This window comes from Bradyrhizobium sp. CCBAU 53415 (genome assembly GCF_028128735.1).
GTDB lineage: Bacteria > Pseudomonadota > Alphaproteobacteria > Rhizobiales > Xanthobacteraceae > Bradyrhizobium.
Window position 1 is genome coordinate 40,246 of sequence record NZ_LBJF01000027.1, and the last position, 13,056, is coordinate 53,301.

The following is a 13,056-nucleotide window of genomic DNA, read 5'->3' on the forward strand; positions in this document are numbered from 1 at the left end:
CTCTCGGCCGAATTTACCAGAATGCGCGAGTTCCAGAAGTTGGATCAGTTTCGTGTGCCGCCGGGGTTTCGCGGACGGGGAGCGGTCGTCGTGGTGCTTTGGCAGGTCGTTCAATCGACGCTCTTTGCACTTTCGCCTCAGCCCTTTTTTGCATGGCGGCGTTTTCTGTTGCGTCTGTTCGGAGCAAAGATCGGCCGTAAGGTGCTGCTGCGCCCGACGGTCCGCGTGACCTACCCCTGGAAGACCGAGATAGGGGACTTTTCCTGGGTCGGTGATCACGTCGAACTGTATAGTCTGGATTTCATTTCGATCGGCTCTCATTCGGTAATTTCGCAACGATCCTATCTCTGCACGGGATCGCATGACATGGACGACATCACGTTCAGCTACATCACCGCCCCGATCAAGGTCGGCGATCAAGTCTGGATCGCCAGCGACGTGTTTGTTGCGCCGGGCGTGAAGGTGGGCAGAGGCGCCGTCGTCGGCGCGCGGAGCACCGTGCTCAGGGACGTTCCTCCCGAGGTCGTGGCCATTGGCGAGCCCGCGCGGGTCGTGCGCGATCGCCGCGCGTCCGGTGGGGACAAGTCCCGCAATGCACTCTCAGAGCAATCCGATCCGCGCCGCTAGCTAGTTAGCTTGACCTCCGGGTCTGGGATTCCTGGTCCTGCGTCGTCTTCCGGCGGACGACGTGCAACAGATCCAGCACCATCCGGTCAACCAAAGGGCGTTGATGCACCAACCATGGAATGAAACGAAGCGATTGGTTGGTTGGGCGATGCGATCAATAAGCTCGGGCGTTTGGGCCGACATCATCGCGGAGTCCGATATGAACATCACCGGTTCATCGCGATTTTCGGAGCTTCGGCCGTGGCTAATCGACGACCGGAGAGATTTCGCGCGACACCAACGTTAAATTACATGCAGCTCTTGCGAGCTGTTCTCAGGGCAAGTGATTTGCAGCAATCCTGTTGCACTCTCATTCGGCACTCGCGGCCAGAGCCTAGGCTCGGCTGACTGCGGCTCCTGCGAAGCGGGCAAGTCCCAAGTGCGCGTCCACGGGATTGTCGGAAGGTCATGACCTTCGATGCTCGGGCCTCGGCATGACCGGTGAGGTATCCCGGATCGAACAACCCACGGCTCTCGGCCGCTCCAGATCAAACGTCGCGCCGCAGCCGTCCTCGTTTGACCTCAATCGAAAAGTAGGGATATGTAGACCCAGAAAATGCAACCTCTGCGGTGATGTCCGAGCGACGATCCATGCGCCCGAGGGGAGTGAATGCCTATTGATCGCTACGCCGAATACTCGGAAAATCGAAATGGGCTAGAGGCAGGGCCGAGGGAACGGCTGATGCCAAGAACTCTCCAGGAGCAACTGGACCAGGTTGAGCGCGACATCAAGCTCTTTACGGAGTTTGATAGGGCAGAGAAAGCTCGGTTCAATCGCGAGTCTTTCCTGTGGACTGCCGAGGACCGCATCGAGTGGCAGGAGACTCAATCCGACAATGCTCGACAACTACGAGAACTTCTCGACGAGCGTGACGCTTTGCGCAGCCAGCTGGATCTGTAAAACCGACGATTGGGGACGCTGCAATCCGCAAGGGAGAAATGGCGGCTCTCCCTTATCCTGCTTCAACAATGACCCGTTTCAATCTTACCCGAATTCGCCTCCTGGTTGCTTTGCCGCGTGGGATGTTCCTTGGGGGCACACGGCACGCCGCCATCGGAACGATTGATCAATCCGGCAGCGGACCGTGGCTGACGGATCGCGATCGTCAGCGCGGATGATACGAGTTCGAGCGCATGTGGTCGCGTATCGCCCAGGACCTCGAGAAGGTCCATGACGGCAGCCCGATACTGCTAGCCCTCCTCAGTCGGGATGCAGGTGATCTGTGAGCGAGAGCCGACCCGGGGTTGCAGCGGTGAAATGGCGCGCCGTGACGTCTTGCGCATCACCCAGCTTGGGTACGATCCGTCAGACTATGCCTTCGGCTTGCAGGTTTACCTGCTGTCACTCGCGAGGCATCTGGGCGATACCTTGCTCGAGCCAAAATGACGAGAAGCAGCCTTGGAGAATGCGCCGGCTCAGATCAGGCGATCGACCCCGGTCAATCCGGGGCCTTTGGTGTTCAGCGTCAAGTAGCTGAGGTCGATTCGCTCCGGTTTCCTACCGGACGTACCAATATCCCCACCAGCGCTGGGACACCGGGCGCGCCTGCGCCTTCATGGCTGCGACTTCCTCGACCGGGCGAAGCTGGGGGCCGTAAATTGCGGGCGGGTAGACGTCATCCCATAGCACAAATCCGCCTTGGACGTGGGCCGACCGCTGATGTGCCGGAGCAAGGGAGAGCTCGGCGGCCGGAGCGACGGATACCGCCAAGGTGAGGCCGAGGGCAGACAGGGCAATGGATGAGATAACGGCGCGGAAGTTCATTGGATTGTATCCCTCGTGAATGAGATACGAAATAATGCGACGGGTTCCAGATGGTTGCAAGGGCGTGGGCTGGCTCGATTGTTCTAAATTTCGTGCGCGAGAAAGAGGCGTCCGTTCGACGGCAACAGGATGCGAAGGCCGCGAGCACTCTCTCTATATCGAGCACTCCCTCTCTATATAGAGAGTGGCCCTTGTGGAAAGAACTCGAGCGTTGCTGCCGAGATGAGATGCACGGGAGGCCCGCCGGGCCGGCACAAGCGCTGCATGCGCACGAGAGATCACGTCTGAACAATCTTTCGGCGCCAGGAATCGATGAAAACCATGATGTCGACACACTGCTTGGCCTTGATAAGTCTCGCACTATCCGGGACGACTCCTATGGCTTCTGCACTTGTCACCGCTTCCATTTTCGGCACAGGCCTCATCTTGGGATACGCATTGCGCGCCTGGCGCGTCCAGCGAGGACCTGCGAACTCATCCTGCGGCATCTCGCGTCGAGTGGCCCGGTCGACTCCCACCTCGACATTCGGCCATGCCCGGCGAGCCTTTTAGGTAAGGTCCGATTGGGGCGCAGGGATCCGGGGTCTCACTGAAACGAATGGGGCATGACGTATGAGTGAACCCAAGAAGGACGCGCCTCGGCGCTACATCGTCGATGGCGCCGGACAGCGTGTGCTCGTTGGGTTGACGATCTCCGAGACAATCGAATTCGAAACCCTGGACAATCCGAATGCTCGCTTGAGCGCTGGTTTGGCTGACGAGCAGCGTTGTGTTCGCGAGGGCGAGAACGAGCGTTGGCTCGAGCTCTACGTCAAACATGAGCGGGCCTGGAACGACTGGATGGCCGAAACCCGTGCCCGGGTGGAGAAGCCCCGCTTGCTGAACTAGGCGAAGCCCTTCGCCATGGCGGGCATGCCGCGTCCGTGTCACACCGCGAGCATGCGGCTTCCCTGGATGCTCATCAGGGTGAGGTTGCCGGTCGCATAGGCGCCGGTGTCGATGTTGACGCGGTTGGTCAGGAATTCCGCGCTGCGGACCGGCGTATGACCGTGGACAATATACTTGCCGAACTGCTCCTCGCTCCGGAGGAATTCCTCGCGAATCCAGAGCAGATCGCGCTCCGTCTGCTCGGCCAAAGGAACGCCCGGGCGAACGCCGGCGTGGACGAAAAAGAAGTCTCCGCAACTGAAGCTCAGCCGCAGGTTGTCCAGGAATTCCAGATGCTCGGTCGGCATCGCGCGAATCAAATCGCGCATGATCGACGCCGGTTCGTCGCGCTTGAGATCCGGCGGGGCAAGTCCGTACGACATCAATGTCTGGGCCCCGCCGAAGGCAATCCAGTCCTCGAACAGGGAAGGGTCTTCGAACACCCTCACCAGAAAGGCCTCGTGGTTGCCCTTGAGGAAAACCGCATTTCCCCGGCGGCTCCGCTCGACCAGGATGTCGAGGGTCGAGCGCGTATCCGGGCCGCGATCGATGTAATCGCCCATGAACACTTCGACGGCATAGCGCGGCCGGCTGCGCTCGACGTCGGCGTCGATCACCCGCAGCATGGGCTGGAGCAAATGCGCGCAGCCGTGAATATCCGAGATCGCATAGATGCGGACGCCGTCCGGCAATTGCGGTTTGGGAATCGGCGGGCGTGGTCGCGCGAGAGGGTTCATGGCGCTCAATCGATCGGGTGGTCGAAAAAATGTCCCCAAGTCGCAGGCACCGGAGAGCTTCCATCCAACACGAACAACGCGAATTCGGTGGGGCCGCGCCTTTGTTCTCCGACCTGATCGCGCCAAAAGAAGGGCGCGGCATCTTTTGCCGACCCTGTTTCGGCGGCAGGGACGGCGGGGGTCCAGGAACAGGAGTGGCCCGCAGGAATTGCATCGCTGCTTCGAAGCTTGCGGCAAGTCTGCATGACTCGGAGCAAATCTTCGCATGCATCCATAGATAGAAATCCGGGAAAGTTCTCGTGCCGGCCTCGGCTTTGCTTCGGCGGGAGCAACGCAGCGCCTCAAAGTTGAGCGAAGTAGCGTTGATGCAACGATCGGTATCGCATCGGACGCGGAACTTGATTCAAAATAGGGCAGTCCGTTCGCTCATATGTCAGCACTGTGACGAGATTTTCAGCGCGTCGAATTCGCGTGCGTACTTCAGCACGACGCATCGTCCGTGCGCCGCAAAAGTTTTGCGTGCAGCGCCACAATGTCGCTGCGATCAATCAACACTTTCCGTGCGGGGAATTGACGAGTCTTCAGCATCACGACGAGCGTCAGGCACTCTCTCGATAAGCAGAGGTTCGAATGGCTGTTGCAACTTATGGTTCTGAGAACGCTCATGCGCTGTCATCCGCGCGCGGCAGCGCTCTTCAGAGGCCTTTTCAGATCGTCGTCATCGCTGCTGACTTTCTGTTGATCCTGTTGAGCTATGCGGCGGGTGCTTCGTTGTATGGTATGGCCGTCGCTTCGCCTCCCGACGGCGCATCGGTGGGAGCCGGATTGTTTGTCGGCGTGGTGTTCGTCGGGATTGCCTATTTCCGGGACGTCTATTCCACGCACCGCCTGCTCAATCTCGTATGGCAGCTTCGAATGGCGGTGTTTATCTGGCTGACGTCGCTCACGATCCTTGCCGTTGCGGCCTTCCTGCTGAAATCGACGGACAATCTGTCGCGAGGCACCGTCATCGTGTTCGCCTTGATCGGCGGGCTTGGCTTGATCAGCCTCCGCTTCGGCTGGCAGGCGGTGTTCGGCACGAGCTTTGCGAGAAGCCGCCTGGTCGACCGCAAGGTGATCCTGCTCAGCCTGAAGCCGCTCGACTTCACCTCGAACCGCTTCAAGGATCTGCGGAGGAACGGCTTCGACGTCATGCGCCATTTCGTGCTCGGAACCGACCGGGATGATGGGCACTGGGAGCGACAGATCCGCGACGTCATCCGTCAGTCGCGTTCGGCTGATGTCGATGAATATCTGCTTGCGATCGACTGGAACGAATTGCCGATGCTGCGCAAGCTCGGTCCATATCTGCGCGCCGTCCCGCAGCCCATTCGCCTGCTGCCGGACGATCCGGTCGCTGACCTGGTGACCCGACCTTTTCTGCCGGTCAGCGGAACCGTAGCGGTTGAGATCCAGCGTCCCCCGCTCACTATTCTCGAGCGGCTGCAAAAGCGCTGTCTCGACATCGGTGTCGCCCTGTTCGCGCTCGTGATGCTGACGCCGCTGCTGCTGACCGTTGCCGTGCTGATCAAGCTGGATTCACCGGGAACCGTCATATTCCGGCAGTCGCGCCGCGGCTTTAACGGCAGGCCGTTTGAGATCTGGAAGTTTCGAACCATGACCGTTTGCGAGAACGGCGAAACGATTGCCCAGGCGACCAAGAGGGATGCTCGGGTCACCAAGATCGGGCGCTTCCTGCGGATGACCAGCATCGACGAGCTGCCGCAGCTCTGGAACGTGCTGCGTGGGGACATGTCACTGGTTGGACCGCGCCCGCACGCGCTCGCCCATGACAATTACTACGACGAGCTCATCAGCAAGTACGTCTACCGCCATCACATGAAGCCGGGCCTGACGGGCTGGGCCCAAGTGAACGGTTTCAGGGGAGAAACGCCGACGATCGACCTGATGGAGAAACGTGTCGAGTATGACGTCTGGTACGTCAGCAACTGGAGCATCTGGCTCGACCTGAAGATCATGGCCCGCACAGCATCCGCAGTGATGTTCCAGGAAGCCTATTAGTCGCTCAATTTCTGAGTTGCCGGAACCTGCGACCCGAGGGCCTCAGGTTCCATTCCGCGGCGGCTTGCCGAACAGCCGCATGATGGCATCGCGCAGGGCGAGCAGCGGCGGCACGAGCACGAAGAAGGCCCCCATTGCAACGGAGACGATGACGTGGCGGATCGAGAAGGGTTCGTCCTGCTCGATCTCTCGCCGGCTTGGGTCGATGGGCGCCGGTGAGAGCGTCGTCGTCATCGGCTGCCGGAGCGGCTTGCGCGGGGGAACTACGATCAACACAAATAGAATGTTGAGCAGAACCCAAATAGTCAGAATCGTAAGCACGATCAGCATCCGAGCCACCGGAAAGGAATATGAGGCGAGATTAGCCTCAGGGCGCCGAGAAGGAAAGATGCCTAAAGTTTCGGCAATTTGAGGCGTCAAGGCCAGGATTGTCTCGTCTTTTCGACGGATGGTCGCCAATGGCCGCACTGTCCTGGCCACCATCTTTGTCGTCAATCCTTGCTTTTGGCTAAAGCATGATCCGGAAAAGTGCGCAGCGGTTTTCCGAAAAGATCATGCTTAAACAACAACCTAAAGCGCGATGACGATTCATCCTAATCGCATCGCGCTTTAGAGCAATAACTGCAAGTTGTGGATTCCGGACGAATACGGAGACGAGCCGGACGCGCAGGGGACCAAGTCCGCTTGGCAGCTCCCGAACGAGAGAGATCCTCCCCCGCAGCAATTTGGCTCGACCAACGATCCCATGAACAAGCGCGCGGCCCTGTGGCCGGCAAGATCCGAGCCAGTCCAGCTGAAGCACGATCAGCGCTGATTTGCCGAGCCGCTCACCCCGCCGGGGAGGCTCCGCATCGGTGTCGGAGAGGGTGAACCACGGCGCCCGACCTCCTCCACCCGCGCGAACGGGAGGCGCGCTGCCTCCGCTCAGGCATGCTCGACGTAGTAGCTGTTGTGGTGCTTGCCCTTATAGGCCTCGATGCGCTTGAGCATCTTCGGGTTGGCGCGGTTGAGCACGGCGCCGAGCAGTTTCTTCTGGAGGACTTCCGACCCGGAAACCGACTCCTGGAGGGCGCTTCGTGTCGTCTGCCCCCATTCGATGACGTAGACCATGGCATCGATCAGGAAGCTGACGGCCTTCGAATCCGCCACCGGCATCACCGGGGCGAGATCGATCACGATGTACTCGTAGTGCTCTCTCAGCACCTTGAGCAGTTCGGCCATCGCCTTCGATCCGATGACGTCCGCCGAATTCACCATGCGGGAAGCTACCACGGAGGGGAGGAAATCCAGTCCCGTTTCCTTGCTCCGCTGCACGTGGTAGCCGAGGCTCGCGGGATCGTTCAGCGCCTCCACCAGTCCGCTCTTGGCATTGGGCGCGAGCTCTCGCGTCAGCGAGCGCGTGTGCAGATCGCCGTCGATCAGAACCGTGCGGTGTCCCGTGAGAGCGATCAACTGCGCGAAGTTGGCGGCGACGGTCGTCTTGCCTTCCTTGGGGAGGGAAGAAACGATGCCGATCACCTTGATCTCGCGGGTCAGGCGGGCAACGTCGATCGACACCTTGATGTTACGCAGCGTCTCCGCAAACCGCGAGAACGGATGATCGACGACGTAGCGAGACAGATCGGAGGGGCCGGCCTTCGTGGACGGTCGGATATCGGGCAGGACGCCGAGGCACTTCACGCCGAGCTCGTCCTCGACCTCGCCGGGCGTACGCAACACGTCGCTCAGCAGTTCACGCGCGAATGCGACGCCGAAGCCGAGACAGAGGCCGCCTACCAGGCCGCCCACCAGCGCCAGGACCGTGCGCGGAGAGCTCTTGCGATCCGGCTTGGTGGCGGTGCTGATGAGACGGGCCTCGCTGAGCGGGAAGCTCTGATTCTGCGTCGCGCTTTGCAGCTTCTCGAGGAAATTGTTGTAGAGGTTGCGGTAGGTGTCGGCGGCGCTTTCGAGATCGCGCAGCTTGACTTCGGCCTGGCTGGTGTGACCGGCTTGGGCGACGAGATCCTTCACGCTTTTGTCGAGAGAAGCCTCCCGGCTCTTCGCGATCTCGTAGTCGCTGCGATAGGCGTCTCCGATCCGATGCAGTTCGTCCGCCATGTTCTTGCGGATTTCCTCCATCTTGTTGGCCAAATTGACCGCGGCAAGATGGGTCTTGCCGTAACGCTTGGACCAGTCGGCATACTGGGCCGCGAGATCGAGATATTGCGCGCGCAGTCGCGTGATGACCGAGTTGTTGAGAGCGTCGGTCACCGTCGATTGTGCGACGTCCTGGTCCGAGATCGCGGTGATCCGGTCGAGGCGGGCCTTGGCCTCGGCCGTTGCAGCCCGCGCTTGAACCAGCTGCGTATTCAGGTCGGACAATTGCTGCTCGGACATCAGGCCGCGGCTGGTTCCGACGATGTTGTGCTCGGCCTTGAAGGTCTGCACGGCGCGGTCACTTGCCGTTGCCTGCTCGCTCAGCTCGAGGCTGCGCTGCTGAAGCCACTCGGTTGCCCGCTTGGTGGACTGATATTTGGCTTCCAGGGCGCCGACGAGGTAGGCATTGGCAACGGCATTGGCGATCTTGGCGGCCTTGTCAGGGCTCCGCGCGCGATAGTTCAGCGACAAGACATACGTCGTCAGGACGCGTTCCGTCCGCAGATTCTTTTGAACCTGCTCGACCACGGCATGTTCGATTCGCTCCTGGGACGCCGGTTCGCCGGAGCGAAACGGCGACATGACCTTGCCGAGGATGAGGGAGAGGAGGCCCGGATTCGAACCATTGAACTCCGGATCCTCCGTCAGCTTCAGGCGACGGACAACGGACAGAATCAGGTCGTCCGAATTGATGATTTCGACCTGGCTGTCGACATAGCCGGTATCGATCAGAGCGCTGCTGGTGTTGCTGTCCTTGTCGAGCACCTGCGCCTGACGCGTATCCATCATGATGCGGGCATTCGCCGTATACATGGGCTGCGCCGTGGCCAGGTACACGATCACCAGGGCCAGCGAAGCTCCGACGCAAGCCGCGATGATCGGCCACTGGCGGCGCAGCACGTCGGCCACGCGCTCGAAGCTGAGGACCGCTCCGCCGAATTCGATGCCGAAGCGGTGGCCCGACTGGAAATGTTCTCTGGGCTGGTACATCTGTAAATTCGCTGCCTTTGGGGATCGCTGATCAATTCGGTAGGGGGACGGGCTTGAATGGGTTGGCCAGCTTGGTCTTCCATTCGCCGTCGAGCAGGGCGCCGCCTCGGGGCGGCTGTGCAAGGCCCTTGCCTTGCGATTGGGCCTGCTGGGCGCCGGAGTTGTCCTCTCCCGCCGCGGAATAGCCTGCTTGCACGTTGAGATCTCCGATCCGCTGCACGAAATCCCTGATCTTGCGCGCCGCGTCAGGTTTCGTCGATGTGCACCGTCCTTCGGCAATCCGCAGCGCGGCGCCGATGGCTGACCGATCGGTTGAAGCCGATGCTGAGATGAGCGTCTGCACGGACGGCAACACCGATGGATTCGTCGCGATATAAGTAGAGAGCCGATATCGCAACTTCTCCTTGTCATTGCGCAGTCGCTCCAGAAGCGACGACGGCGACTTTACGAAGGTGTCGAGCTCGAGCTGCGAGGCTCGGTCCGAGAATTCGACGCACTGGGCGTGGCAAACATCGACACTCATGGCGATCAGAGCAGAACCTGCCAAGGCGACCGGGAGCCATCGCGGCTTCATATGACGACGTGTTGCTCCGCAGCCCATCCGTGTCCCTTCCTCCCTGTTGCAGTAGGAGAACACCCGAAACCTGGCAGCTAACTGTGTCAATTTTTGTGCGACGCAAAAGCTGGATGCATCGATCGCCGACACCGAATGCGTGAGCTGCTTCCGGCCGGTTGCAAAATGAGGATGTGCAATGCCTGCGAGATCGGCATGTTCGCGCACAGGAATGTTGCAGTTTGAAAACAAAAGAGGCGTTCGCATGTCGAGGCGCCGCAAGCACGCGTCGCAAAACCGACACAAGCGCCAGGCGCGACTATTGTTCCTTGTCTGCAGAAAAGTTTCCGCGCGACATGTGCGACATTTGCATGCGGAGAGATCAATGTCTCAGCACTGGCCTCCATCGCAACAGCGCCGAATTTCGCGCACACTTTCCACGCAAACACTCGCAATCATCACAGCTGATGACATTTGCGCCCGAAGCACGCGGGCCTCAAACAAAAAATGGCATGAAGTTGGCGCTCGCATGTCCGAATGATCTGCGAGCATTGAAAGAATCGTCGGTTGTCATGCATCGAGTGCGAGTCCGCGATCGCAGAGATTGAACATGCCCGAGACCTGATACACACTGCTGCGGTGCAATAGCTATGGAATGCTGATGTGACGGAGTTGGTTCATCGTGAGAAGACGCATGTCCTGCCGCTCGACAGCATCCGGGGGATTGCCGCGACTTCGGTGGTGATTCACCATCTCCTGCTGATGCCGACTTTTCTTGCGGCGTTCCCGCACAATGCGTGGATCAACTGCTCGTTCTTCAGAAGCGCTTGGCTGCTGGTCGATTTGTTCTTCGTTCTCAGCGGGATGGTCATGTCGCTCAGCTACGTCGAGAGCGACTTCGGGCGCTTCTCGCTGCGCGAGTTCATGGTTCGGCGGCTGGCGAGGGTCTATCCGCTGCACATCGTCATGCTGATGGCAAATCTGTTGTTTCGCCTTCTGCGCATCAGCCTGGTCATGGCGGGCGTCGTCGTCGCCGCGCCGGCGGCGTTCGAGGTGAACAACGCCTATTCCTTCTTTCTCAACGTCCTGCTGCTGCATTCGATGGGGTTCATCGACTATCTCAGCTGGAATGGGCCGAGCTGGAGCATCAGCGTCGAGTTCTACACCTATCTGGTGTTCGGCCTGATCGTGCTCCTTGCCCAGCGCATGCGCTCGTTGCTGTGGTTCTACGTGCTCTGCGGCGCGCTCGCGGTCGGAAGTCTGGTCGTCATCATCTTCGTGCTCGGCAAGAGGAGCCTCGAGCTGCAAACCGAGTTTGGCATTCTGCGCTGTTTCGTGAGCTTCTTTCTGGGTGTGCTCACGGTCAGGATCGTCGACCGGCTGCCGGTCAAGCCGGGTCGGGCGGTCGAAGGTGTGCTGCAATTCGTCGCCATGATCGCCAGTATCGCCCTGGTGTCGTTGGCAGAGGCCAATCCTGCGTCAACCATCCTTGCGCCCGTGACCTTTGCGATCTTCCTCGGTAGTCTGCTGGCCTTTCCCAATGCGCTGCCGTTACCCCGTATTCTGGCCGCCAAGCCTCTCGTTTGGCTCGGGCGCCGTTCGTACTCCATCTATATGGTTCATGCGCTGGTAGTTCTGTTTGCCGAGTACGCCGTGAGGGCGCTCGGAGCAGGGCCGATTGCGGCATTGGATCGGATCTGGGCGGGATTGCCCTCTACGCTAAACCTCATTGTTTCATTGGCTGCGGTGCTGGCAGTCGCCAACCTGACTTACCTCTACGTCGAAATTCCAGGAAGCAGGCTGCTGCGAAATCTGCTTGGAGGCCGGTCGGGATTCGGTTCCTCTCATGCGCCGTCGGCGCAACTGACGAATTGAGGCAGACGTGACGTCTCTTACGTTGCAGCGCTCCCGGATGACGGTGGTCAGCCTCAACATCGAGGCGATCGCGCTCGCGGCTTACTTGGTTCGGGACGCTTTCGGTGGTGTGATGCGCTATTACACCAGCATCTTGCATCTTGATGCGCTCTGGTTCGTGCCCGATGGCATTGCACTTCTGTGTCTGGTGCAGTTCGTCATCCATTGCATCTTGCGCAATCGCAGCATCATGGCCGCCGTCGTCCTGGTGCAGATCATGCTGTCGCTGGTGCTCGGCTACTTCATGCTGGGAACGGTCAACGCCGCGATGTCGTCGTTCAAGATGATGCTGCCGGTCTTCGTCGGTTTCTGCTTCTGTGATTCGAGTTTGGGCGGGTACCGGAAGCTACTGTCGGTCATCTCCACGACCTTCTATCTCTCGCTGGTCGGCGTTTTTCTAACGAAGTTCTACCTCATGCCTTGGGTGGGCTACAAATATGAGTCCTTCGGCGCAGTTCGCGAGGCTGGCCGTCTCTGGTGGGCCTATGGCGGCGACGATCAACGTCTGACAGGTTTCGCCGCCGAGAGCACGATGGCGGCCTTCTTCATCTTGATCTCGTTCGCGATCACGTCCATTCGCATGAGCACGACGTGGTGCATCCTGTTCGGTTCCATCGCGATCTATGCCATCAAGCTGACCACGAGCAAGACGACCATGATCGTCCTCGTGCTGTATTTGCTCCTGCTGGTACTCGTTCGGATGCTGCCCGAGAAGTCGCGTTTTCCCGCCATTCGGACCATCGCGCTTTGGTCGTTTGCCGCGATCTTTGTGCCCTTCTTCATGATTGTGGTCGCGTCCGGCACCGCTGCCGTGCCGCATTCGACGCTGTTCAGCATCGTCGATCGCATCAACAACAGCTGGCAGCTGCCGTTCGTCTACATGAACCAGCTGATGCCGATAGGTCTCATCACCGGCTGCGGCGCGGGCTGCTTCAACTATCCGCAGAAACTGTTCTCGCCGCTGGCACATTTCTGGGTGCCGGTCGACAATTTCTACATCGGGACCTACCTGATGTTCGGTCTTCCGTTCGTGGCCTTCATGGTGATGGTGTTCCGGGCGACGTTCGGAGCGACCGACGTCTACAAGCTGACGCTGATCTTCGTCGTCAACCTGTTCACCATCACGGTGTTGAACTACGGCCCGGCGTCAGGCCTGCTGATCATCGCGTTGAGCTTCAGCGAAGTGTTCTCTCGCCGTGCGACCTCCGCACGGGCGGGGGAGACCGTGCCAGTTGTCATGCGGCCGCCGATGCCGTCATTGGAAGGATTCCGCCCGGATCTACCGGCGGCGAGCGGAAGCAGGTGAG

11 protein-coding genes are annotated in these 13,056 nt (G+C 59.9%); 6 read left to right on the plus strand and 5 right to left on the minus strand.

The window, feature by feature from the left end; translation table 11 throughout:
• Positions 1 to 21: 21 nt before the first annotated feature.
• Positions 22 to 627: a WcaF family extracellular polysaccharide biosynthesis acetyltransferase gene (locus XH87_RS28490; protein ID WP_271589797.1), complete on the plus strand. Its 606-nt coding sequence runs from the start codon at positions 22 to 24 to the stop codon at positions 625 to 627.
• A gap of 649 nt (positions 628 to 1,276) precedes the next feature.
• Positions 1,277 to 1,567, plus strand: coding sequence for a hypothetical protein (locus XH87_RS28495; RefSeq protein ID WP_244429506.1), 291 nt, complete (start codon positions 1,277 to 1,279; stop codon positions 1,565 to 1,567).
• 597 nt (positions 1,568 to 2,164) lie between these two features.
• Here XH87_RS28495 and XH87_RS28500 read toward each other — a convergent pair.
• On the minus strand, positions 2,165 to 2,431 hold the full coding sequence (locus tag XH87_RS28500; RefSeq protein WP_035700081.1) for a hypothetical protein: 267 nt from the start codon (positions 2,429 to 2,431) through the stop codon (positions 2,165 to 2,167).
• Positions 2,432 to 3,043: 612 nt separating this feature from the next.
• Between XH87_RS28500 and XH87_RS28505 the strand changes: the two genes are divergently transcribed.
• Complete coding sequence (locus XH87_RS28505; RefSeq protein ID WP_271589798.1) at positions 3,044 to 3,319, plus strand: hypothetical protein; 276 nt, start codon at positions 3,044 to 3,046, stop codon at positions 3,317 to 3,319.
• A gap of 38 nt (positions 3,320 to 3,357) precedes the next feature.
• Here XH87_RS28505 and XH87_RS28510 read toward each other — a convergent pair whose 3' ends face one another.
• Positions 3,358 to 4,095 carry a metallophosphoesterase family protein gene (locus XH87_RS28510; RefSeq protein ID WP_035700075.1) on the minus strand — a complete coding sequence of 246 codons (738 nt, stop codon included), beginning with the start codon at positions 4,093 to 4,095 and terminating at the stop codon, positions 3,358 to 3,360.
• A gap of 630 nt (positions 4,096 to 4,725) precedes the next feature.
• Here XH87_RS28510 and XH87_RS28515 point away from each other — a divergent pair.
• Positions 4,726 to 6,156, plus strand: a complete 1,431-nt coding sequence (locus XH87_RS28515) for an undecaprenyl-phosphate glucose phosphotransferase (protein ID WP_035700073.1) — start codon at positions 4,726 to 4,728, stop codon at positions 6,154 to 6,156.
• A 42-nt stretch (positions 6,157 to 6,198) separates the two neighbouring features.
• Here the strand turns inward: XH87_RS28515 and XH87_RS28520 are convergent, their stop codons facing one another.
• The 3 genes from XH87_RS28520 to XH87_RS28530 form a co-directional block, all read right to left on the minus strand.
• A complete protein-coding gene (locus tag XH87_RS28520; RefSeq protein ID WP_271589799.1) occupies positions 6,199 to 6,486 on the minus strand; it encodes a hypothetical protein in 288 nt (95 codons plus the stop codon).
• Positions 6,487 to 7,080: 594 nt separating this feature from the next.
• The gene (locus XH87_RS28525; RefSeq protein WP_271589800.1) at positions 7,081 to 9,282 is read right to left on the minus strand and encodes a Wzz/FepE/Etk N-terminal domain-containing protein; all 2,202 of its coding nucleotides are present in this window, start codon (positions 9,280 to 9,282) and stop codon (positions 7,081 to 7,083) included.
• A 31-nt stretch (positions 9,283 to 9,313) separates the two neighbouring features.
• The gene (locus tag XH87_RS28530) at positions 9,314 to 10,117 is read right to left on the minus strand and encodes a hypothetical protein (protein ID WP_244429505.1); all 804 of its coding nucleotides are present in this window, start codon (positions 10,115 to 10,117) and stop codon (positions 9,314 to 9,316) included.
• Between the two features lie 381 nt (positions 10,118 to 10,498).
• Between XH87_RS28530 and XH87_RS28535 the strand changes: the two genes are divergently transcribed.
• Complete coding sequence (locus tag XH87_RS28535; protein ID WP_271589801.1) at positions 10,499 to 11,710, plus strand: acyltransferase family protein; 1,212 nt, start codon at positions 10,499 to 10,501, stop codon at positions 11,708 to 11,710.
• 7 nt (positions 11,711 to 11,717) lie between these two features.
• Positions 11,718 to 13,055 (plus strand): hypothetical protein, encoded by a 1,338-nt coding sequence (locus XH87_RS28540; RefSeq protein WP_271589802.1) that lies wholly within the window; start codon positions 11,718 to 11,720, stop codon positions 13,053 to 13,055.
• Position 13,056 lies beyond the last annotated feature (1 nt).

Coding starts and splice junctions, on each gene's coding strand:
- XH87_RS28490 (WP_271589797.1), top strand. CDS start 22: ATGCGCGAGTTCCAGAAGTTGGATCAGTTTCGTGTGCCGCCGGGGTTT.
- XH87_RS28495 (WP_244429506.1), top strand. CDS start 1,277: ATGCCTATTGATCGCTACGCCGAATACTCGGAAAATCGAAATGGGCTA.
- XH87_RS28500 (WP_035700081.1), bottom strand. CDS start 2,431: ATGAACTTCCGCGCCGTTATCTCATCCATTGCCCTGTCTGCCCTCGGC.
- XH87_RS28505 (WP_271589798.1), top strand. CDS start 3,044: ATGAGTGAACCCAAGAAGGACGCGCCTCGGCGCTACATCGTCGATGGC.
- XH87_RS28510 (WP_035700075.1), bottom strand. CDS start 4,095: ATGAACCCTCTCGCGCGACCACGCCCGCCGATTCCCAAACCGCAATTG.
- XH87_RS28515 (WP_035700073.1), top strand. CDS start 4,726: ATGGCTGTTGCAACTTATGGTTCTGAGAACGCTCATGCGCTGTCATCC.
- XH87_RS28520 (WP_271589799.1), bottom strand. CDS start 6,486: ATGCTGATCGTGCTTACGATTCTGACTATTTGGGTTCTGCTCAACATT.
- XH87_RS28525 (WP_271589800.1), bottom strand. CDS start 9,282: ATGTACCAGCCCAGAGAACATTTCCAGTCGGGCCACCGCTTCGGCATC.